This window comes from Listeria booriae (assembly GCF_000766865.1).
In the GTDB taxonomy this organism is placed as follows: domain Bacteria; phylum Bacillota; class Bacilli; order Lactobacillales; family Listeriaceae; genus Listeria_A; species Listeria_A booriae.
The window spans coordinates 96,121-118,310 of sequence record NZ_JNFA01000028.1 but is presented as its reverse complement, the minus strand read 5'-3'; the positions used below and the strand labels follow the sequence as shown (position 1 = coordinate 118,310).

Here is a 22,190-nt window from a genome sequence, read left to right as displayed (position 1 = left end):
ATTTTGCCCAAATTATGGGCACTTTTGAAACGGGTTTAGCCCTTTAGACTCCACTTCCTTTTCCAGTCAATTCTCTCCAAGTTTTCATCAAAATGAGGCAATTAAATCGGATGGATCGGTGGCGAATGTAGTATAAATCCAATTCGACCATGTCTTGAAAGCTCAATTTATTACGACCACTTACTTGCCAAAGTCCAGTACATCCTGGTTTGACGAGTAGACGTAGCTTATCATAACTCGTATATTCTTCCACTTCTTCGGGTAACGGCGGGCGCGGTCCGACAATGCTCATGTGTCCTTGCAAAACATTGAGAAGTTGCGGGAATTCGTCTAAGCTCGTTTTTCTTAGAACTTTGCCAATTCTCGTGATACGTGGATCGTCGTTTATCTTAAACATCAAGCCTTCCACTTCGTTTCGTTCGAGTAGTGCCGCTTTTAATTTTTCAGCACCGACGACCATGGAACGGAATTTATACATCTCAAAAGATACTCCATCCAATCCGATTCGCTTTTGTTTGAAGAAAACCGGTGCTTTAATGTCGCTTATTTTGATGAGTAACATAATGATTAGTAGGACTGGTGCGCTAATCAGTAGGGCGAGCAGAGAAACGCTAATATCAAGTACGCGGTATCTGTACTCTTTTGTGCCATTGACGTAGACGCTCTTTCTTTTTTCTGATGAGTAAAACATACTGTCTCCTCCTTACCTATTTAGTAGGAAATGCTAACAACCATTCTGCTGCTGGCTCTCGGTCCATAGACACATCGTATTCCAACCAAACTTTTTCTAAAATCGCCGGAACCTCAAAATAGATATTTCCAGTAATCGTTTCTCCTGGCGCTACGACTTGACCTAGACTATCTTTCTTCATGCCATAGCTGTCGTATACTTTCCTATTGTCATCTTTTATTCGAAAATTACCGGCACCGATGCCTATTTCTGTTTTGGAGTTATTTTTCACTTTTACGGCGATTTTTAAAATATTCTTGCGATCTGTCGCTGCTTTTTCTCGAGTAATCTTTGTTGGTGTTACAGTCATTTCTTCGCTTCCCAATGCTTTGTTGATATCGGTATCTTCTTTGCCACAACCAGCTAATGCTAACCCAAAAAGTGCCGCTATACTTATCGCTGTCAGTATTTTTTTCATAAAATTCTCCTTCCATTCCTTACAAAAAGGGGACTACCTTACGCCGCGAATAGTCACGGTGATAGTTCCCCTCTTTAGTTTCTTGGTTTTATTGTGTGATAGTTACTGTTTTTTGTGATAGTAGTCTATTGTCTGCGCTGTAACCATAAACGATAACTTCATCTGCTGCTGTTATTCTTTTATCTAGTGCGTAGAATTTGTATGTTTTATTGGATGCGATAGTGCCACCGTAATACTTTTTACCATTGATAGATATTGCTGTTTGTGTTATATCTCCAGTAAGTTCTCCAGTGATATAGGTTGCACCTAGTGTGAATTCAGCTGTTGTGATTTCACCTGTATAAGCTGCTTGGATTTTGATTGTTTTGGATGCTAGTAAGTTATTGTTTTCGTCGTAGAAATTCATAACTGCTTCTGCATCTGCTGTTCTAATTTTATCAGCTGCGTAAAATCTAACTGTGCCGTTCGCAACAGTTCCACCCCAGTATTTCGTGCCGTTAACTACTAAACCAACCTTGGCTACATTGTTGTTATATGTTCCTGTTAGATAGCCATCGCCAATTTTATAGTCTGCCACAGTCACTTTTAATGGCTCAAATACTTGTACTTGCACAGATGTTCTGATTTGTTTGCTGCTGTCATAGAAATTCACGATTACAGTATCGCCAGCTTTTAGGTTTTTATCTGCTACGTAGAATTTAAACGTACCATTAGCGATGTCCCCACCGTAGTAACGTTTTCCATTGACATCGACGCTCAAAGCTGTTGCTGGGCCAGTGTATGTTCCAGTGATATACATATCGCCAACTGTGTATTTCGAGATGACTCCTGTAATACCAGCTCTTGCTGAAACCTGTGCTTGTGCTTTATCTACTTGTTTTTGAAGTGCTTCTTTTACAGCTGGGTCCGTCACTGTGTTTACTTTTTCTTGTGCGGCATTAACTGCTGCTTGATTTGTTGTCGCTTTAATATCTTTTGTTGGATCATTATTTAAAAATAGGTCATTCACGCTTGCTTTAGCCGCATCTTGCGCTTCTTTTTCAGCGTTCGTACGGTCTGCTAATTGTTGTTTTGCCTTGTCTAAGCTGCTTTGAAGTTCTGCTTTTTTCGTTTCATCAGTTACTTTATTGATTAAATCTTGCGCTTTATCTAAATCATCTTGAGTTAGATTTCCAACAATGTCACCATCTGGGTCATTGTTTTCAAACAAATTAGTTACTGCTTCGTTTGCTTTGTCTTGCGCTTCTTTCTCAGTAGCTTCTATGCGATCAGTCAATTGTTGTTTTGCTTTATTCAATGCTGTTTGGAGTTCTGCTTTTTTCGTTTCGTCAGTTACTTTATTAATTAAATCTTGCGCTTTATCTAAATCATCTTGAGTTAGATTTCCGACAATGTCACCATCTGGGTCATTGTTTTCAAACAAATTAGTTACTGCTTCGTTTGCTTTGTCTTGCGCTTCTTTCTCAGTAGCTTCTATGCGATCAGTCAATTGTTGTTTTGCTTTATTCAATGCTGTTTGGAGTTCTGCTTTTTTCGTTGTATTGGCTAGTTTGTCAATTAAGTCTTGTGCTGCATCGATATCATCTTTTGTAACATTTCCTGTGATATCACCGTTTGGATTTTTATTTTCAAACAAGTTATTTACCACATCTTGCGCTTTGTTTTCTGCATCGATACGGTCATTCAATTGTTTTTTCGCGTTATCCAAGTTTTTTTGGAACGCTGCTTTTTTTGTTTCGTCTGTTACTTGATTCACTAAATTCTGCGCTGCGTCAATTTCGGCTTGTGTCAGTCCAGTTTTAATAACATTGGCTGGATTGCTTCCATTAAACAAATTATTTACAGCTTGTTGTGCTTGTTGTTCTAGTGCGATGGCATCTTGTTGTACTTGCTTATCACTTTTCTTAATGCTCTGCAAAGTTTGGAACAATCTATAATCTCTTGTAGAGGATGTTCCAATAGAAGCTAGCGTGATATTCGTTTTTGTTGATGTTGCTACAAAGCTAAAAGTACCTTCATAGCCATTGACAATTCCCTGATTTAAACCAATCAATGTTCTTGGTGTCAAATCATTAATCTGTAACGTAATATTTCTATTTACCATTGTTCTAGTCGGACCAGGGCCAACACTTTCATCTAGATAAAACCTCGATGTATACGTGTATTCTTTTCCGATTTCTGTGTCGATTGTTTGAGATACAGCAACATTCGTTCTAGCTTTAAATGTGGTTTGCATGCTCATACTTGCATTGGTTAGATGAAATATATTGCCCACTGCATCTGTCGCTACTGCCCCACCATTAGTGTCATATCCAAGCGTTGTATAAGCCGCACCCGATGTTAGATTCCAGTTTGTTGCGAATCTTTTACTATTGGTTGCTGATACAGAAATATCTTGACTTAATAAGTTTGGGTTAAGCACCGCTAATGTGCTTGGTTGCGATTGCGGTTGTGATTCTGCCGCTTTAGTAGTTAGTGCTCCTAGTGGTGTCGTTACTGATGTTCCGATTAGTGCTGCTACTGCCATGATACTTGCTGCTTTTTTCATTTTATTATTTAACATATTTATTTCCATTCTCCTTTATGTTTGATTACTTTTTAAACTACTATTTTCTCGTGAGCGGCCCCTTGCCCATCACCTCCTTATATGTCCTACTTAGAATGACAACGCCACCTATGTTCTTGTTCGCTTTTTTTATAGAGGTTGCGCGATTACCTGTTTCTCAGATATAGGTAGGCGTCTTTCATCATTCGTGATTATACCTCACCTCCTAGTATCAATTAGAAAATTATCTGTTTTTTACATTAAACTTTTTATTTCTAAAATAATTTCACGTTTACTTGTTACCTGTATAAGATTTTCCTCTTGTAAGGTTAGTAAACTATCGCTCAGCTTCGTTAATCCAATCCCTACATATTGCGCGATGAGGTTCCGTGTAAATACAGGAGGAATTTTTACGTAATTACCATGGTTCACCAGCGAACCGAATTTTTCCCCTAATTCTTGTAAAGCGATAAAAACGCGTTCCTTATGTGTTTTTTTCATCGTCATGAGCTTCTTTGTAAAAAAACTATATTGGTCCAACATGCTCAGATAGTGAAAAAGGTACCCTTCTTGTGTGCTCATAATTTTTGCGATAACATCACTTTTTATGAACCGCCAGATGATTGTTTCTGCGATTGTTGTTATCTTGAAATCTTCACTATTTGTATTTATCATGCTATCTGAAAGGCCGATAAATTCGTAAGGGCCCTTGAATTCGAATACTTCGTCCGCTATACTTACACTGGCAATCCCGTTGCAAATGTAGTATACATATTCTGTATCATCTTGATATAAAGGAATAGTCGTATTCTTTTTGAATGACATATTTATTTTTTCAATATTAAAGAACGTGTCTTCTATCAATAGTTTAAAAAGTTTAGGCTGATTAAATTCGCGTTTGATCATTTTTCTGGAATACAAATTATTTTGCCCCAAATACACAACCTCCTTATGATTAATAGTATGTCATATTATTTTTGACGTTTGTTACCTGAAAAAATGCTCCTATGGTCTAAATTGTGAACTATTTGTGACAGTTATTCTTTTTGAGAAGTTAACAGATTAAAAAGTGGCATTCGGGGAAAAGAATAGAAAAGTTGGTGTTTGTGATACGTCTTGTCTCACTGGGGATACTTTTATTTTATGATAATTAACTTATCATCGCCATTTTATTTTGCCTAAATTCTGGGCATTTTTGAAACGAGGGGTTGCATATGAATCACTTTTGTCTAAGATTAATACCTGATAAAAAAGTCCATCGCCAAATCTTGTTGATTGAGCAAATTGCCAAAGCTAGGTATTCGATTACGCTAGATGAAATATCTGATACACTTAATACGTCATTGCGAACTTTAAAAAGAGATGTGCAAGAGATAGAAGACATGGAAGAAAATTTAATTATTAAACATTCTGCTTCTATGCTTGAGATTACTGATAATGAGCTTGTTGATTTTGTTTTGGCTGAATTAGCTGAAAAATCACCACTTTTTGCTATTACTAAAAATATCTTTGAAGGACGATATTTGAATATTGACGAGTGGGCCGATGAATTATACATATCGACGTCGACGCTCTATCGTTATTTGAATCATTTTAAGGAGATATTGGCGGACTTTCATTTAAAGTTGCAGTTGAGCCCGGTTGCAATTAAAGGCAGCGAGGTTAATATTCGATATTTCTTTCACTATTTCTTTTATAGTACGGATGATGTTTCTCACAATTTTAGGCCGGATAAGAGGATATTTAATTTGTTTGAGAAGAGTTTTCAGTACATCATGGAACATAGCGATTTGGAGGGGCATGTGAGTCACCGGAGTGTTTTGTATTGGATTATGGTAATTACAAAGCGCTTAGAGTTACGCCAATATATTCAAATTAGTGATGATGTACAGTTGAAACAAAAAGAGCTGCCGCTGACGTATAAATCCATTGAAAACTTGGCTGTAGAGGTATTGGGGCTTGTTCTTTCTTCTGATGCAGAGGTTAATAGGAATGAAATGTTATTTTTAGATTTCATCTTGTTGGATAATTATGTTTATACCGAACAATTTTCTAGTGGCATCGTGAATATGGAGAATGCGACATTGATTGAGAATTTATTCGCTATGGTGCGGGAATATTTTGATAGAAATAAGTTGGAGGAACCTGACGAGGCCTCTTTAAGCATCTTTGTTTTTTTCTTAAGAAATATTATCTTGTTGAGCAGACTGTCCCCTCTTTTCCAGAAAAATTTCTTTGAAGTGAATGCTTCGATTAAGAAAAATCACGGCAATATTTTCGAAGTTTGGTATGATATTTTGAAAAGCAATGCTGTCCCTGAACTTCAGCATGTCGCGCATATTGATGATGTAAGCGTTAATCTCACGATGTTTACGCTTTATGTGAACAATAAGAATCACGGCAAAAAGAAGCATATTTTGTTTTCGTTTGATGGAAAAACAGCTTATTTGAACTATCTACAAGTTTTTGCGGCAAATATCGTGGGCAGTAACACGAAAATGACATTTTTGTCGAATCAGCGGGTTACAAATGATTACATTAAGGAGTTCGAAGTCGATATTCTTGTGAAAAATTATAAGGAGCGCTACGAGCATTTTGACTGCGAAACATATACGTGCTCTAGGCAACCCAATGCGGCAGACTGGGATAAAGTTTCCCAATTAGTTTTTGACATTTAGCTGCACGCAAAAAAACTGTGTAAGAACGAGTCTAGAATTCGCTACTTACACAGTTTTTAAGTATTTAATTGCTCTTGCTTTTTATCCTAAACCTAGCATACCTTCCAACAATAATGGCCAAGAACAGCACCAACAAATAAGCCCTGCCGTTATAAAGCATATTCCCTACCGGAACAAAATACGAAAGCACGATACAAATCAAAAACATCATGCCAAATATAACAAACGCATCATCAACAATTTTCCTCATAGTTACACCCCCGATGATATATCATTAACTTTTACACTCATTCCAGTTACTCTTCACTCAACTCAAAATGAAATACTTTTTTATTGAACATATAAAGTAATGCTATCGCTATGTAAATAACTCCGAAAAGGATTAAAAACCAAAAAGCATTTAAATTCCCGGCAATAGCTCCAAAAAATAGTGCTCCAATAGGAAGTGTTCCGACGCTAACACTAAATAACGCACTAAACACTTTCCCTAAATCTTCTTTAGGCAACAACACCTGAAAATAAGGTTTTTGCAAAACATGTGTAACTCCTAGGAATATATTAGCTATTCCAAAAACCACTGTTACCAGTACTGAAGATACCACTGTTGCACAGATTACGATTCCTACACCAAAAAGCAACGTACACAAAACTAGCGCTTTTCCATGTGGTAATACTTTTAAAATAAATGTCGCCCCCAGAGTAGATCCTATTAGTGCCCCTACCGCCATTGAAGCAGTCATTAATCCCAATATAACAGGACTGTCCTGCGCATCGGCAATCAAGACGATATACACATTTAGTCCACCAAATAGGAAATTAGCAATGCTGCCACCCACTGCTATGCACAGTATCGCCCTCTCTTTTAGAATCAATGAGAACCCTTTAAAAATATTCTCCTTAAAACTACTATCTTTTTGAGATGCGACAGCCTCTTTTTCCGTCTTTATGCGCGAAAAAGAACCAATTGAAATGATAAACGTTATGCAATTAACAAGCAAGAGTGAAAACGTACTCATAATATTAATTAAAAATCCTGTTATTGCATTGAAAAAATACTCTGTTCCGTTATAAGCAAATGACATATACGACTGAGCTCTAGTAAGATCTTTTTTAGGCACAATTTTTGGCATCATCGTATCTTGAATGGTATACGTATTCATACCAAACAAAGCAGCAAAAAACACGATTATACAAGTAAGTAATGGATTGGCAGCTTCAAAATAGACAGTACACGCCAATATCGAAATAGCAATCAATTGGCCTAGCTCACAAAATATTAACGTTTTTTTATTATCATGCGAATCAATAAAGTGCCCAAATAAAAATGAAAAGATGTTAGGAATAAATATAGCAAAATTCAATATCCCTACCCAAAATGAAGAATTGGTAGTTTGGAGAATATACCATGATAATACAATATAATAAATACTGTCTCCCGCATTACTGGACAATCGTCCAAACCATAAATACTTAAAGTTCTGATTTTTTAACATTTTATCTCCTTTAGTAATCTCGATAGTAGTAAAACCTAATTATCATTATACCCTTCCTACAAATACATTTGAAAAACCTAGTATTTACTTATTATCCCATAACCGATTAAATAAATCCACAAAAAACAGCCAGCGCGACAAAACCACACTGACTGCCAATCTTATTAAATTTGCGATCCTTCAACCAATTTCTCTTTCAACTCTTCCACAAACTTCTGCGCATTTTGCCCTGCTAAACCACCGTCTCCCGTTGCCGTAACAACTTGACGAAGCGATTTCACACGAACATCTCCTGCTGCAAAAATCCCTGGGATCGTTGTTTCCATTTCTTCATTCGTAATCACATAACCTTCAGCGTCCAAAATTCCAAGATCCTTAAACGCCGCGGAAAGTGGTACAAGGCCAACGTAAATGAATGCCCCGTCCGCATTAATTTCTGATGTGGAACCATCAATTGTTGAAACTAAACGCGCGCCAGTCACTTTCATGTCATCGCCAAGAATCTCTTCTACCGTACTGTTCCAAACGAATTCGATTTTCTCATTTTTAAAAGCACGATCTTGCAAGATTTGTTGGGCACGAAGCTTGTCGCGACGGTGAATGATAGTTACTTTGCTAGCATAACGCGTTAAATACGCGCCTTCTTCTACTGCTGAATCTCCGCCACCTACGACGATTAATTCGCGATTTTTAAAGAATGCGCCGTCACATACCGCACAATAAGAAACGCCACGGCCGCTATACGGATCTTCGCCTTCTACGCCTAACTTGCGATGCTCTGCGCCGGTTGCAATGATAATCGAACGAGCCTTGTACGTCTTCGAACCAGCAACGACGATTTTATATTCTTCGCCATTTTCGACAGATTTAATATCACCATACGCGTATTCTGCTCCGAATTGTTTCGCGCCAGAAAACATTTTTTCCGACAAATCCGGGCCTAAAATACTGTCAAAACCAGGATAATTCTCAATATCCGCCGTGTTCACCATTTGACCTCCAGGCACACCACGTTCAATCATTAAAGTATCTAAATCAGCGCGAGAAGTGTAAAGCGCCGCAGTCATTCCTGCAGGTCCAGCACCGATAATAATAACATCATAAATCTTTTCTTCACTCACTGCTATTCCTCCTATCTCGTCCTAAAACAATGGTAAACCCAAAGCCGTTTTCCGTCCATCTATCTGCTCAAAACAACATCCAATTCTTGTAAAAACTTCCGCAACGTCGCAACCGATAAGCCAAACAGCCCTGCTATCTGCTTTTGCGTCCCAAACTTATGGCGATACAGCATCGCAGCCGCCAAACCATCCAAATTCTTCGTGCGCAAATCATATTTCCGGTCAATCGCCAGTTGCATAAAATCAAAAGCCTCTACATAAAGCTTCGTCGTCTCAACCGTCGCTGGAAAACCAAGCTCTTCCATTCGTCCCAGAATCGCAACGACCCCATTACAATTCGCCGCATCCAAACTATCCGGCAAAAATTCAAACTCCGAGAAAATCAAATGCGCAAAAAAGTCCCAGCCCGTCATATCAAAATAATCATTAAACATAATCAATGCCGGCTGTTTATCCGAAATCGTCATCAAATAAACGCCTAACAAATGCTTCGCCGTATCGCGACTTTTCAATTTTGCAAGCACCGCAAACTCATCATTGGCAAGCAACTCAGGCGCATCCCAAGGAAACGCCAAAGATTCCCCGTCAATCTGCTGAAACTGCTCCCAAAAAGCCTCCGCTTCATCCATCCGCTCCAAGAAATAAGCCGTCTCCGCACGATAATAATAATACGCATACCGATCCATAATCTCCAACTGATTCACTTTAAAAAACAGCTGATCCGCACGCTTATAATCCCCAGCCATCGCACAAATCCGCGCTAACTTCTCACGCTGAAAAGACATAAACGGCTCGATACTCCGAATTTCCTTGAAAATTTTGTCCGCCTGTTCCCACTCCGCTTGATAGTACGCATACAAATACAATTCGCATAACGCCAACAAGTTCCCAGGATCACGATCCAATAAATCCTCCAAAATCGCTAAACCTTCCGGAAAACGCTCTTCTTTAAACCGAATTCCCGCTAGTTCCACATACGCTTGCCAAAAAGTCGGCTCCGTTTCAATTTTTGCCACAAGAAATTGGTTTGCCTCAGCCAACTTGTCCTCCGAAATAAGCTCCTCCACATTCTCCTTGAACGCAAAAAAGTCCTTCTCCATGTCCGAAATGTCGCTCACACCAAAGCTTGCTAGCGGTGCCTCTTCCATGATTAGCTGAATCAAATCCTTCGCTTCTTCCACGTACTCGCCCTCAGCAACGACCGCCAAATACTTATTTGCATGCTGCAACGCACTTTTGAAATCCTTCATGTATGCATAATTATTCGCCATGAAATAATAGCAATAATGAATGTCATCCGCCTCATCCAGCACCCGACGCAAAATCTGATTCGATTTATCAAATTGACCTAATTCCGTATAACAAATCGCAAGCTGGCACATAATCACCGGCTCATCTGGCTCAAAAAAAGCTGCCCGTTCCAAATAACGCAGTGCTTCCGGCATTTCCTGATTACGAAAAGCCTCAATACCACGCTGAAAATAAAATTCACCATTCGGTCGAAACGGGTAAATCTTGTTGCCTTCTTGTTTACTATTCTTCAAATTCATTAACCTCCGCGCATTTATCCAGTAAGAAGAGTATACCACAAAATCCACCGTAAAAACGAAAAAGAAATGACTTTGTAGACAAGTTAGCCCTTACAAAATCATTTCTATTCTATTTCGCTAATTACTACCGGATTTCCACGTGCAAAACACCGCGCTGGCACATCTTTCGTCACGACCGTTCCCGCACCAATCACGGCACCGTCCCCAATCACAACACCAGGCAAAATTGTAACATTCGCGCCAATCAATACCTCATCACCAATCACAACATTCCCAATCCGATATTCCTTAATCAAATACTCATGCGTCAAAATCGTCGTATTAAAACCAATCACCGAATTGCGCCCAATCGTAATTTTCTCCGGATAAAAAAGGTCCACCGTCACCTTATAAGCAATCGATGTCTGCTCACCAATCTTCATCCCAAGCCCGTGCTGATACAACCAACGCTTTCCAGCCATAAAAGGAAAAACACGCCCGAATTCAATGACGAGCGTATTTTTCAATGTACGTAAAAACGAAACTGATTTGTAAACTTTCCATAGCGGGTTCGCGCCACCTTTAGCTTCAAAGCGCTCCGTTTGCCGCATTAGTCTTCCCTCACGATGTCCAATAAATCACCCATCGATTCTAAAATATATGTTGGATTGTAGTTACGTAAATAATCCGCACCACGAATCGCCCACGCCACACCAGCACTTTTCACATGTGCATTGTGCGCCGCTTCGATATCATGATAATTATCACCAACCATAATCGCCTCATCCGCCGTCGAATTAAGCAATTTCAACGCCATATTAATCCCTTCCGGATCAGGTTTTGGAGCACCGACTTGATCTAGCCCTATCACCACTTGGAAATACTTGTCTAGCCCAGTCGTTTGTAGCCCTTTTAAGATCATGTCATACATTTTAGTAGAAACAATTGCCAGCTTGTAATCTTCCTCATACAGAGCTCGAATCGCCTCATACACGCCATCATACTCCAAAATCAGCTCATCATGATGCTCCTTATTGAACGCCCGATAATGCGCCACCATTTCCTCCGCCTTCTCAGGGTCAAGCGACGTAAACGTATCAATCAACGAAGGCCCAATAAACGGTAAAATATCCTCCCGCGCAAAAGTACGATCTGGAAAATAAGCTTTCAACGTATGCTGAAACGTATCAATAATCAATTCATTCGTATTTATCAAAGTCCCGTCTAAGTCAAACAACAATGTCGTAATTTTCTTAGTCATGTTCCCGTCCTCTCTAAATTCGCATTATTTCTTTCTTGAAATCCCGTATTTGTCCTCCAAATAATAAGGTCGATTTCCTTTCACGCGGAAGTACGCAATTAAGCCACCCGCAATGACAATCAACACAATCGAAATCATTTGTGCCATACGCAACGTATCCGTTAACATCAAACTATCCGTCCGCATACCTTCAATAAAGTAACGACCTATCGAATACCAAATCACGTACGACAAGAACAACTCACCACGCAAAATCCGCGTCCGTCGCAACACAAGTAATACGATAAAGCCTAGCACATTCCAAAGCGACTCATACAAGAAAGTCGGCTGATAATAAACACCATCAATATACATCTGATTCACAATGAAGTCCGGCAAATGCAAGCTCTCTAAAAATGCCCGCGTCGTAGGCCCACCATGCGCCTCTTGGTTCATAAAGTTACCCCAACGCCCGATTGCCTGCGCAATAATCAAACTCGGCGCCACAATATCCGCCAACTGCCAAAACGATACTTTCTTAATTCGCGCAAAGATAATCGCCGTCAACACCGAGCCAAGTAAAGCCCCATGAATCGCAATCCCGCCATGCCAAATTTTGATAATCTCGTTTAGGTGATCTTTATAATAACTCCATTCAAACAGCACGTAGTAAATCCGCGCGCTAATAATCGCAATCGGAATCGCCCAAATCAGTAAATCGACTAATAATTCACGATCCACATTGCGTTTCTTCGCCTCCTGCATCGCAATTAACAACGCAACAACGACTGCCGTTGCAATAATAACTCCGTACCAACGTATTGAAATACCGCCTAATTGGATGGCAACTGGATCCAGTGCCCCTAAATTCAATTCCATTTTGCCCCTACTTTCTAAAACAGCGAAACGTTAGCCGCCTCAATCTGTCATACTACTATTTTGACCAATAAGGTTATTCAAATCTTGCGTAAAACGCTCTGCCGCATTATAGCCCATGTTTTTCAAGCGGAAGTTCATCGCTGCCACTTCAATAATGACCGCCAAATTTCGCCCTGGACGAACCGGTACCGTAATTTTTGGCACATCCATATCAAAAATACGAATCTTCTCTTCATCCAATCCAACGCGATCATAATGCTTGTCTGGATCCCAATTCTCTAAATGCACGACAATGGTTAGCTTCTTGCTAGAACGCACAGCCCCAGCGCCGAACAATGTCATCACGTTAATAATACCAAGTCCACGAATCTCAAGCAAATGCTCAATAATCGCCGGAGACTGCCCAATTAACGTTAATTCATCTTCTTGCCTAATCTCTACGTTATCATCCGCAACAAGGCGATGCCCACGTTTCACAAGCTCAAGCGCCGTCTCACTCTTACCAACACCACTCGATCCCATAATAAGCACACCAAGCCCGTAAATATCAACAAGAACCCCGTGCATCGAAATAACAGGTGCCAACTGGCTTTCCAAATAGTTCGTCACATAAACCGATAAACGCGTCGTCTTTAACTTCGAACGCAAAACCGGTATTTTCGCTTCTGTTGCTGCCTGTATCAATTCTTTCGGCGCTTCCAAATGACGCGATACAACAAATGCTGGCGTCCGGTCCGTACACATTTGACGGAACCGCTTCAAACACTCATCGCTCGACATCCCTTCTGAAAACGAAATCTCTGTCATCCCAAAAAGTTGCACACGATCTTCTGGATAATAAGAAAAGAAGCCAGTCAATTCTAGCCCTGGACGTGACAAATCACTTGTTGAGATTGGGCGTTCCAATCCCTCTTCACCGCAAATCAATTCCAAATTAAGACGTTCCTTTAAATCTTTGACCGTTACCGACTTTGTCATGAAAGTACCTCCATTACGACAACAGGCTCCAAACTTCAATAAACCAGCCCATCCCGCTAATCCTTTTTCTGAAATCTCTCTTTCATTTTAGCACTTTCTAATTTTTAAGGCTAGCTATTTTTAAGTCCAAGAAAAAAAGCCCCGAAATCCAAGGGCTCGCAGTGGCAAGACCTAAGATGTCAAGGCTTCTTTTATCAATTCGGATCTTTGTTCCACAATACAGAATTGATGACCATGTTAGCAAGCGACATCAGTAACGCGATAAGTAGCGCTGTGCCGAAACCATCAATTTGAATGTAGCTTTCTAAGAAGAATGACGTGAGCTCAAGCATCAACGCATTCAACACGAAAGTAAATAATCCTAAAGTAAGAAAGTTAATCGGCAATGTCAAAATGAATAAAATCGGTCTTACCAACATATTCAAAATCGCCAGTACAAAACTTGCTATAATCGCTCCTGTAAAACCGTCAACGTGGAAACTAGTAAAGAATCCCGATAAGGCTACAAAAAGCACTGCATTAATTAAAACACCTATTATCCAACGCATGGACTAAAATCACTCCCAACTTGTATTAGCCGGCATAACAATTGCTAATATGATGTATAGAATGATACCTGTTCCGAAAAACAATGTCAATGCTGCGTATGCGATACGAACCCAAGTTGCGTCCCAGCCGAAGTATTCAGCAATACCACTACAAACACCTGCTAGCATCTTATTGGATGATTTCGTTAATTTTCTCATGTTAGTTCCTCCTAATTTTGATTTTCTTCTAGTTCTGTAATTTTTATTATTCCGTTTTCTACTGCGGCTTGCAAAGTAGCAACGCTCATTTCTTCTGGATTTTGCGTAAATACGAGCGACTTATTAGATTCATCCCATACTTTCGCATTTTTTAGATCGAAATAGATTTTTTCACGTTTCGTGCCTAGTGTTCCGTCTACTTTCCATGTTGCTGGAACTTGAATACGGATGTCGCCGTGCGGTGCTTTCAAATCGGCTGCTGTCGCTTGGTCGTTTTGAAGAATGTAGGCTACATCGCCTTGTTCTGCAACGGCAACGGTTGTTTGGAAATCACCTGTGACAGAAACATCGCCTTTTGTTGTACGTAGCTCGATGTTTTCAACATGGCCGCTCTTGAATAGAATCTCGCCGTCATCCGTGCTGGCAACTAGGAATTTACCTGCTGTTCCTGTAGAACGAATATCGCCGTGACGTACTTTCAATGTGCTGTCGTCTACTGTAATATCGTCATATTTCAATGTTCCGTTTAATAAATGAATCTTCACTTGCTCATAGGCACGTTTTGGAATCGTTAGAACGATGTCTGTTTTCAAGGCGTCATTCTTCGATTCAAATACAAAACGGTCATTAGACATGTCTAGCGTCGTTTGTGTGAAGAAGTAGTCCCATAGTTTCTCTTCGCTCAGTTGTTGAATGGCGCGGGCTTTATTATGAACAGCCAATACTGCACGCATTTTCACGTCTTCTTTATCCCAAGTGCGGATGATGATATCACCAGTCGCTACTTTTAAACTCATTGTACGGAAAGTTGTATTGTTAAATTCGAATTCACGAACTGGTCTTGGTCTAGCTGTTTTTTGTGATGGGTGAACTGGTCGATTATGCGGTTTTCTGCAGTTGTTATTTTGGTGGCGTTCACGTGTTGCTTGTGCGCGTTCGCGGTGGCGTTGTTGCATTTCTTTCGCGCGTTCTGTGTGCATTGCTTGTGCTTGTTGAATACGTTCGCTTTTTGATTGCATCCGTTTTTCGTGGCGGTCGTATTTATCCTTCATTTTCTGATTATGGCGATCGATAACATCATCGTAACTCGCATCCTCGGAAGGTATGATAAACAAGGCAATAATATAAGCAATAACCCCGATCATCGTTTTCCAAGAAATAATGATGAGGATAACATAGATAACACGTAAAACGGTTGCGTCAATACCTAGATAATCCGACAAACCGCCGAATACCCCACCAATTTTACGGTCTGATCTGGATCTCCTTAATTTTTTGTCCATCGTTATTCCTTCCTTTCAGTTTCAAAATATGTAGCGAAATCGCGAATGCTGCATGTAGACACAACATTCGCGATGCCTCTTTATTTTACGTCTTTAACTCGGACGTTACCTGTCGTTGCTTCTGCTTCAATTTTCAATACGGCTTCACTAGCTTTTGGTAGTTTTGTAAAAAGAATTGTTTTGTTGACAGAATCAGATGTTTCGTCAAGTATGTCTGCGTCTCTGATTCCTAGTTGGATTTTACCAAGGTTCGTGTGTAGTTTACCGTCAACGCCTAATTCGTTCGGTACTAACACTTCGATGTTCCCAACACCTGTTTTTGTTTTTAGGAAACTAGAATCGTGGTTTGTTAATGTGAATGAGATGTTTCCTGTTTTTGTTTGTAGGTTGGTTGAATCGAATGCACCTTTTGCAGATACGTTACCGTGGAATGTTTTTAGTGACAAATCACGAACTGTTCCGTTGTTTACGCGGACATTGCCGTTGATTGATTCGACTTCTGTAAGCGTCGTGTTCAATGTGCCCACGCTGATGTTACCATTCGTTGTTTTGGCGAACATATCGCGTCCTGTCAAGTTCTCCACATGGAAGTTACCGTTCAAAATTTTCACTGATACATAATCATATTCGCGCTCCGGCAAGTAAACCGTCAAGTTCGTTACCACTTGTTTCGATGGCGATTGGAAACGCAATGTTTCTTCGTCCACGCGTAATGTTGTTTTGTCAAAGAAGATTTGCAGTGCTTCATCTTCTGGGTATTCTTTGAACAACTTGATGTTCGCATGTACTTTCACGTCATTGTTATCAGATGGCTTGAATTCAACGTTACCGTTAGCAATCTCAAACTCTAGGATAGACAATGTTGTGTCGTGATATACAAAATCGCGTTCTAGTTTCGTAGAAGTCAAAAACGGAATCGGCATGTCCTTCACTTGCTCAAAAGCACTGTTTAAGAATTTACCAAACTTCTCGCCTGCTTGTGACAACTCATCCATGATTTGGCGTCCAGTATCTTGCGTTTTTTCACGATTCGCATCGCTGTCTTTCTTTGGCTCCGGGCGTTTCTTGTAAGTTGAGCCGCCGCGGTAAGGATTTTCTTTCGTGTTCCAACCTTGCGAATAGTCATACGTTGTTTCCTCTTGCACGTCTTCTTCGACCGTTGTTTCTTCCGATGTGCGGAAGTTCTCAGCCGTAGCACTCTTGCCTTCTTTTTTCGAAATATTTTCAAGTAATGTTAGGGCTTCTTCCGTGGAAATAATACCTTGTTTTACTAATTCTAAAATACGTTTACGTTCGTTTTCCATTGTTTTTTCCTCCTCGTGGAAATAAAGCGATATCCCTGAAATAATTAAGTATTTTCAAATTCATGTTTTCTAACTGATAACTCTATTATGAAGGACAACACGATTTCTGTCATACAACCAGAGTATGATTATTTGTTTAGACTTTTGGACATGAAAAAACTAGAGACCATTTATAATCTCTAGTTTTTTCTAATTACTCTGCTTTACTAGCAATTTTGCTTTTCATTCTTTCTTTATCTCGCTCCAAAATTGGTTTTAAATATTTGCCTGTGTAGGACTTCTTGACCTTGGCGACTTGTTCTGGCGTTCCTTTGGCGATGATTTGACCGCCACCGTCTCCGCCTTCAGGTCCCAAGTCAATAATATGGTCGGCTTGCTTGATTACGTCTAAATTATGCTCGATAACTAGCACCGTATCGCCGTTCTCATCTACAAGGCGTTGCAATACTTTCAGAAGTCTGGCGATATCATCCGCATGAAGACCCGTTGTCGGTTCGTCTAAAATATAGAACGATTTTCCGTTACTGCGTTTGTGCAACTCAGAGGCTAGCTTCACGCGTTGGGCTTCCCCACCGGATAATGTTGTCGCAGGCTGACCTAGGCGAATATAGCCAAGTCCAACGTCGACAATCGTTTGCAGTTTCCGGCTAATACGCGGTAAGTTCTTGAAGAAATCTAATCCCTCTTCTACCGTCATGTTCAGTACTTCTGCGATGTTTTTGCCTTTAAAGCGGATGTCTAGCGTTTCGCTATTGTAGCGTTTCCCATGACAGATTTCGCACGGTACATACACGTCTGGCAGGAAATGCATCTCGATTTTGATAATGCCATCGCCTTTACATGCCTCACAACGACCGCCTTTCACGTTAAAGCTAAAGCGACCTTTTTTGTAGCCACGGATTTTGGCTTCATTTGTAGATGCGAACAAATCGCGAATATCATCGAAAACACCTGTATAAGTTGCTGGATTCGAACGAGGTGTGCGGCCGATTGGCGACTGGTCAATATCGATAATTTTCTCCAAATTCTCCATGCCTTTAATTTCTTTATGCTCACCAGGTTTTGCATGTGCACGGTTTAAATGACGCGACAATGCTTTGCGCAACACTTCATTAACTAGCGAACTCTTTCCTGATCCGGAAACCCCTGTAACACAAGTAAATGTGCCAAGCGGGAATGTCGCGCTGACGTTTCTGAGATTATTGGCCTTGGCTCCAACGACTTCTAAGGAATTACCGTTACCTTTCCGACGCTCAGATGGAATCGGAATGAATTTCTTCCCAGACAAATAATCACCTGTAATGGAATTCTTGTTATTGCGGACTTCTTCTGGTGTCCCAGCCGCAACGACTTGACCGCCGTGTTCACCCGCACCAGGACCGATATCTATCAAATAATCCGCCGCAAGCATGGTATCTTCATCATGCTCCACGACAATCAGCGTATTACCAATGTCTCGCATGCTTTGTAATGTATGAACAAGACGATCATTATCCCGCTGATGCAAACCAATCGACGGCTCATCCAGAATGTAAAGCACACCAGTCAGACGTGAACCAATCTGCGTAGCCAATCGAATCCGCTGCGCCTCACCACCAGAAAGCGTTCCAGCCGCACGACTAAGCGTCAAATAATCCAATCCAACGTTCTTCAAGAATCCTAAACGCTGCCGAACCTCTTTTAAAATTGGTTTCGCAATCTGCGTCTCTTTCTCCGACAACGTCACTTCATCAAAGAAGTTCAGTGCTTCAATAATGGAGAAATTGCTGACTTCGCCAAGATGCGTTTTATTAATTTTGACGGCAAGTGCTTCTTCTTTTAAGCGGTAGCCTTTACAGGAAGGACATGGCAAATCCGTCATATACTGCGCCATTTGTTCTCTAGTAAAATCAGAACTTGTTTCGCGGTAACGACGCTCGACATTTGGAATAATACCCTCAAACGGAATATTTGTTTCGCGAGTCATCCCGAAATCATTCTTATACTCAAAATAAAATTCCTTACCATTCGAGCCATGCAAAATAATATCTAAATGCTCTTTCGGCAAATCTTGTAACGGTGTATCCATATCAATCTGGAACTCTGCACAAGCACAGGCCAACATCTTCGGATAATACTGTGAACTAATCGGTTTCCACGGAACAATTGCGCCTTCGTTAAGTGTTAAACTCATATCTGGAATAACTGTATCAATATCCACTTCAAGCTTCGTTCCCAAACCATCACATGTCGGACATGCTCCGAATGGGCTGTTAAAAGAGAACATTCTTGGCTCTAATTCCCCTACGGAGAAACCGCAATAAGGACACGCATAATGTTCGCTGAATAATAATTCTTTCTCACCCATAACGTCCACAACCGCATAACCATCTGCAAGTCGCAACGCAGACTCAATCGAATCGAACAGACGAGATGTAATACCTTCTTTGACAACGATACGGTCAATAACGATGTCGATGGAATGCTTCTTATTCTTCTCCAAATCAATATCGTCACCAATATCATACATTTCGCCGTCAATACGAACGCGTACATAACCTTCTTTTTTGATGCCTTCTAATGTCTTTTTGTGAGCACCTTTTTTGCCGGAAACGATTGGGGCTAGAATTTGGATGCGTGTCTTATCGGGTAGCTCCAACACACGATCTACCATTTGTTCAATAGTCTGCGATGTTATTTCGATGCCATGATTCGGACAGATTGGATGACCAACACGCGCATACATTAAACGCAAATAATCATGAATTTCCGTAACGGTACCAACTGTGGAACGCGGGTTACGACTCGTCGTTTTCTGGTCAATCGAGATGGCTGGTGATAAACCTTCTATTAAATCAACGTCCGGCTTATCCATTTGTCCTAAAAATTGACGCGCGTAAGAAGACAAAGATTCCACGTAACGGCGTTGGCCTTCTGCGTAAATCGTATCAAAAGCAAGTGATGATTTACCCGAACCAGATAAACCTGTCATAACGACAAGCTTATCCCGCGGAATTTCTACGTTTATATTTTTTAAATTATTGGCTCTAGCGCCTTGTATTACTATCTTATCTTTTTCCAACTACAATCATCCTTCCGCTTTTAGCTCGAGTAACGTATCACGAAGTTGTGCGGCACGTTCGAAATCAAGTGCTTTCGCCGCGTCTTTCATTTCGTGTTCTAATTCTTCAATGAAGGCTTCACGCTCTTTCTTATTCATCTTGCTAAGGTCTTTCAGATGGTCTGCTTCGCGTTGTTCGGCGGCTGTTGTTGCAGCGATAACGCCACGTACATCTTTAATAATCGTCTGTGGCGTGATGCCATGTTTCTCATTATAGGCTTCTTGAATCTCACGGCGACGCGCAGTTTCGCTAATCGCATATTTCATCGAATCGGTCATCTTGTCGGCATACATAATAACGCGGCCTTCTTGGTTACGCGCAGCCCGACCAATGGTTTGCACAAGCGAACGCTCGGAACGCAAAAATCCTTCTTTATCCGCATCAAGAATCGCAACAAGCGACACTTCCGGAATATCAATCCCTTCACGCAGCAAGTTAATACCGACAAGTACGTCGTATACGCCAAGTCGCAAGTCACGAATAATCTCAATCCGTTCTAATGTCTTAATTTCAGAGTGCAAATACTGCACCTTAATCCCAGATTCCTTCAAATAATCCGTTAAATCTTCGGACATTTTCTTCGTAAGCGTCGTTACTAAGACACGTTCGTTCTTCTTAATTCGGTCATTAATCTCATCGATTAAGTCATCAATCTGTCCTTCAATCGGACGCACATCAATAATCGGATCTAACAAGCCAGTTGGACGAATAATTTGCTGAATAACATCTGGATTATGCTCCAACTCATAAGGTCCTGGCGTTGCAGAAATATACATAATTTGATTCACATGCTTCTCGAATTCTTCCAATCGCAATGGACGGTTATCCAAAGCAGATGGCAAACGAAAACCATGATCAACCAGCATTTGTTTACGCGCTTGGTCACCGTTATACATACCACGAATCTGCGGCATCGTTACATGGGACTCATCAATGACAATTTGGAAATCATCCGGGAAAAAGTCAAGCAATGTATACGGCGTCGAACCAGGCTCACGTAACGCCAAATGACGCGAATAGTTCTCAACTCCTGAGCAATAACCCATTTCCTCCATCATTTCGATATCATAATTCGTCCGTTGTTCTAAACGCTGCGCCTCAAGCAATTTATTATCATCACGCAAAACTTTCAAACGATCCTCCAGTTCTGCTTTAATGTTCACAATAGCTTTCTTCATAATATCAGGACGCGTCACAAAGTGGGAAGCCGGGAAAATCGAGACATGTTCTCGTTCGCCAATAATCTCACCAGTAAGCGCATCTACTTCACGAATCCGCTCAATCTCATCCCCGAAAAACTCAATCCGCATACAATGCTCATCACGAGAAGCTGGGAAAATTTCAACAACGTCCCCACGCACTCGGAAACGCCCACGTTGAAAGTCAATGTCGTTACGATCATATTGAATTTCTACTAAATCACGCAGTAACTGGTCGCGACTAATTTCCATGCCAGGTCGTAAAGAAACAAGCATTGCGCCGTATTCTTCTGGAGAACCCAAACCATAAATACAGGAAACACTGGCGATAATGATAACATCGCGTCGCTCAAATAAAGAAGCAGTTGCTGAATGTCGAAGTTTATCGATTTCATCATTGACGCTAGAATCTTTCTCAATAAATGTATCTGTTTGTGGCACATAGGCCTCTGGTTGATAATAATCGTAGTAACTGACAAAGTACTCTACAGCATTATCCGGAAAAAATTCCTTAAACTCACTATATAATTGCCCCGCTAATGTCTTGTTATGCGCAATGACAAGCGTCGGTCTATTTACTTCTTGAATTACGTTGGACACCGTGAATGTTTTACCTGTCCCAGTGGCTCCAAGTAAGGTCTGATGCTTGATACCACTATTTAACCCTGCGACCAACTTCTCAATTGCTTTTGGTTGATCTCCTTGTGGTTTATACTTCGAAACTAGTTGAAATGTATCCTTCACCTTTTCTCCTCCTTTTGCAAAGACGAAAGTGAGCCTAGGTAATCCCCAGACTCATTACTTGTATTTATTTTACCATAATTAGTTGTAAAGATACAGCAAAAAGCGAACATATTTTCGGTTTGAGCGACGAGAAGCATTCATCTGCGGCGTTGGAAGCTGTGCTCCGATGCTCATGTACGGGAGTACACTCCGCTTCGGTGCT

19 protein-coding genes are annotated in these 22,190 nt (G+C 40.6%); 1 reads left to right on the top strand and 18 read right to left on the bottom strand.

Going from position 1 to position 22,190, the window contains the following annotated elements; genetic code table 11:
* Positions 1–43 precede the first annotated feature (43 nt).
* From EP57_RS13175 to EP57_RS13160, 4 genes are all read right to left on the bottom strand, one after another.
* Positions 44–691: a sugar transferase gene (locus tag EP57_RS13175; RefSeq protein WP_036087405.1), complete on the bottom strand. Its 648-nt coding sequence runs from the start codon at positions 689–691 to the stop codon at positions 44–46.
* Positions 692–707: 16 nt separating this feature from the next.
* Positions 708–1,148 carry a DUF4352 domain-containing protein gene (locus tag EP57_RS13170; protein WP_036087403.1) on the bottom strand — a complete coding sequence of 147 codons (441 nt, stop codon included), beginning with the start codon at positions 1,146–1,148 and terminating at the stop codon, positions 708–710.
* An 88-nt stretch (positions 1,149–1,236) separates the two neighbouring features.
* The gene (locus tag EP57_RS13165; protein WP_036087402.1) at positions 1,237–3,711 is read right to left on the bottom strand and encodes an immunoglobulin-like domain-containing protein; all 2,475 of its coding nucleotides are present in this window, start codon (positions 3,709–3,711) and stop codon (positions 1,237–1,239) included.
* A gap of 237 nt (positions 3,712–3,948) precedes the next feature.
* Entirely contained in the window at positions 3,949–4,629 is a 681-nt protein-coding gene (locus tag EP57_RS13160; protein WP_036087400.1) for a Crp/Fnr family transcriptional regulator, read from the bottom strand.
* Positions 4,630–4,907: 278 nt separating this feature from the next.
* Between EP57_RS13160 and EP57_RS13155 the strand changes: the two genes are divergently transcribed.
* The gene (locus EP57_RS13155) at positions 4,908–6,371 is read left to right on the top strand and encodes an AcpB/EbpR/MafR family transcriptional regulator (protein WP_036087398.1); all 1,464 of its coding nucleotides are present in this window, start codon (positions 4,908–4,910) and stop codon (positions 6,369–6,371) included.
* Between the two features lie 64 nt (positions 6,372–6,435).
* Here the strand turns inward: EP57_RS13155 and EP57_RS13150 are convergent, their stop codons facing one another.
* From EP57_RS13150 to uvrB, 14 genes are all read right to left on the bottom strand, one after another.
* Complete coding sequence (locus tag EP57_RS13150; protein WP_036087397.1) at positions 6,436–6,621, bottom strand: hypothetical protein; 186 nt, start codon at positions 6,619–6,621, stop codon at positions 6,436–6,438.
* A gap of 46 nt (positions 6,622–6,667) precedes the next feature.
* A complete protein-coding gene (locus tag EP57_RS13145; RefSeq protein ID WP_036087395.1) occupies positions 6,668–7,864 on the bottom strand; it encodes an MFS transporter in 1,197 nt (398 codons plus the stop codon).
* A gap of 164 nt (positions 7,865–8,028) precedes the next feature.
* Entirely contained in the window at positions 8,029–8,985 is a 957-nt protein-coding gene (trxB, locus tag EP57_RS13140) for a thioredoxin-disulfide reductase (RefSeq protein WP_036087394.1), read from the bottom strand.
* A gap of 59 nt (positions 8,986–9,044) precedes the next feature.
* A complete protein-coding gene (locus EP57_RS13135; RefSeq protein WP_159106435.1) occupies positions 9,045–10,529 on the bottom strand; it encodes a tetratricopeptide repeat protein in 1,485 nt (494 codons plus the stop codon).
* A 110-nt stretch (positions 10,530–10,639) separates the two neighbouring features.
* Entirely contained in the window at positions 10,640–11,125 is a 486-nt protein-coding gene (locus tag EP57_RS13130; RefSeq protein ID WP_036087393.1) for an acyltransferase, read from the bottom strand.
* The gene (gene ppaX / locus EP57_RS13125) at positions 11,125–11,775 is read right to left on the bottom strand and encodes a pyrophosphatase PpaX (RefSeq protein ID WP_036087391.1); all 651 of its coding nucleotides are present in this window, start codon (positions 11,773–11,775) and stop codon (positions 11,125–11,127) included. The genes EP57_RS13130 and ppaX overlap by 1 nt, the downstream gene beginning before the upstream one ends.
* Positions 11,776–11,799: 24 nt before the next feature.
* On the bottom strand, positions 11,800–12,633 hold the full coding sequence (gene lgt / locus EP57_RS13120) for a prolipoprotein diacylglyceryl transferase (RefSeq protein WP_036087390.1): 834 nt from the start codon (positions 12,631–12,633) through the stop codon (positions 11,800–11,802).
* 39 nt (positions 12,634–12,672) lie between these two features.
* Entirely contained in the window at positions 12,673–13,611 is a 939-nt protein-coding gene (gene hprK / locus EP57_RS13115) for an HPr(Ser) kinase/phosphatase (RefSeq protein ID WP_036087389.1), read from the bottom strand.
* Between the two features lie 194 nt (positions 13,612–13,805).
* The gene (locus EP57_RS13110; protein ID WP_036087388.1) at positions 13,806–14,159 is read right to left on the bottom strand and encodes a phage holin family protein; all 354 of its coding nucleotides are present in this window, start codon (positions 14,157–14,159) and stop codon (positions 13,806–13,808) included.
* 9 nt (positions 14,160–14,168) lie between these two features.
* Entirely contained in the window at positions 14,169–14,357 is a 189-nt protein-coding gene (locus EP57_RS13105; protein ID WP_036087387.1) for a PspC domain-containing protein, read from the bottom strand.
* Positions 14,358–14,368: 11 nt separating this feature from the next.
* Positions 14,369–15,640 carry a PspC domain-containing protein gene (locus EP57_RS13100; protein ID WP_036087386.1) on the bottom strand — a complete coding sequence of 424 codons (1,272 nt, stop codon included), beginning with the start codon at positions 15,638–15,640 and terminating at the stop codon, positions 14,369–14,371.
* 80 nt (positions 15,641–15,720) lie between these two features.
* Positions 15,721–16,944 carry a DUF4097 family beta strand repeat-containing protein gene (locus EP57_RS13095; RefSeq protein WP_036087384.1) on the bottom strand — a complete coding sequence of 408 codons (1,224 nt, stop codon included), beginning with the start codon at positions 16,942–16,944 and terminating at the stop codon, positions 15,721–15,723.
* A gap of 193 nt (positions 16,945–17,137) precedes the next feature.
* Positions 17,138–20,005: an excinuclease ABC subunit UvrA gene (gene uvrA / locus EP57_RS13090; protein ID WP_036087381.1), complete on the bottom strand. Its 2,868-nt coding sequence runs from the start codon at positions 20,003–20,005 to the stop codon at positions 17,138–17,140.
* 6 nt (positions 20,006–20,011) lie between these two features.
* The gene (gene uvrB / locus EP57_RS13085; RefSeq protein ID WP_036087379.1) at positions 20,012–21,988 is read right to left on the bottom strand and encodes an excinuclease ABC subunit UvrB; all 1,977 of its coding nucleotides are present in this window, start codon (positions 21,986–21,988) and stop codon (positions 20,012–20,014) included.
* Positions 21,989–22,190 lie beyond the last annotated feature (202 nt).

What these genes read in the sequence shown, in the direction of transcription:
- EP57_RS13130 (WP_036087393.1), bottom strand. Translation starts at nt 11,125, where the DNA reads ATGCGGCAAACGGAGCGCTTTGAAGCTAAAGGTGGCGCGAACCCGCTA.
- EP57_RS13105 (WP_036087387.1), bottom strand. Translation starts at nt 14,357, where the DNA reads ATGAGAAAATTAACGAAATCATCCAATAAGATGCTAGCAGGTGTTTGT.
- hprK (WP_036087389.1), bottom strand. Translation starts at nt 13,611, where the DNA reads ATGACAAAGTCGGTAACGGTCAAAGATTTAAAGGAACGTCTTAATTTG.
- EP57_RS13110 (WP_036087388.1), bottom strand. Translation starts at nt 14,159, where the DNA reads ATGCGTTGGATAATAGGTGTTTTAATTAATGCAGTGCTTTTTGTAGCC.
- lgt (WP_036087390.1), bottom strand. Translation starts at nt 12,633, where the DNA reads ATGGAATTGAATTTAGGGGCACTGGATCCAGTTGCCATCCAATTAGGC.
- EP57_RS13145 (WP_036087395.1), bottom strand. Translation starts at nt 7,864, where the DNA reads ATGTTAAAAAATCAGAACTTTAAGTATTTATGGTTTGGACGATTGTCC.
- EP57_RS13165 (WP_036087402.1), bottom strand. Translation starts at nt 3,711, where the DNA reads ATGTTAAATAATAAAATGAAAAAAGCAGCAAGTATCATGGCAGTAGCA.
- EP57_RS13155 (WP_036087398.1), top strand. Translation starts at nt 4,908, where the DNA reads ATGAATCACTTTTGTCTAAGATTAATACCTGATAAAAAAGTCCATCGC.
- EP57_RS13095 (WP_036087384.1), bottom strand. Translation starts at nt 16,944, where the DNA reads ATGGAAAACGAACGTAAACGTATTTTAGAATTAGTAAAACAAGGTATT.
- EP57_RS13150 (WP_036087397.1), bottom strand. Translation starts at nt 6,621, where the DNA reads ATGAGGAAAATTGTTGATGATGCGTTTGTTATATTTGGCATGATGTTT.
- EP57_RS13100 (WP_036087386.1), bottom strand. Translation starts at nt 15,640, where the DNA reads ATGGACAAAAAATTAAGGAGATCCAGATCAGACCGTAAAATTGGTGGG.
- EP57_RS13170 (WP_036087403.1), bottom strand. Translation starts at nt 1,148, where the DNA reads ATGAAAAAAATACTGACAGCGATAAGTATAGCGGCACTTTTTGGGTTA.
- EP57_RS13175 (WP_036087405.1), bottom strand. Translation starts at nt 691, where the DNA reads ATGTTTTACTCATCAGAAAAAAGAAAGAGCGTCTACGTCAATGGCACA.
- ppaX (WP_036087391.1), bottom strand. Translation starts at nt 11,775, where the DNA reads ATGACTAAGAAAATTACGACATTGTTGTTTGACTTAGACGGGACTTTG.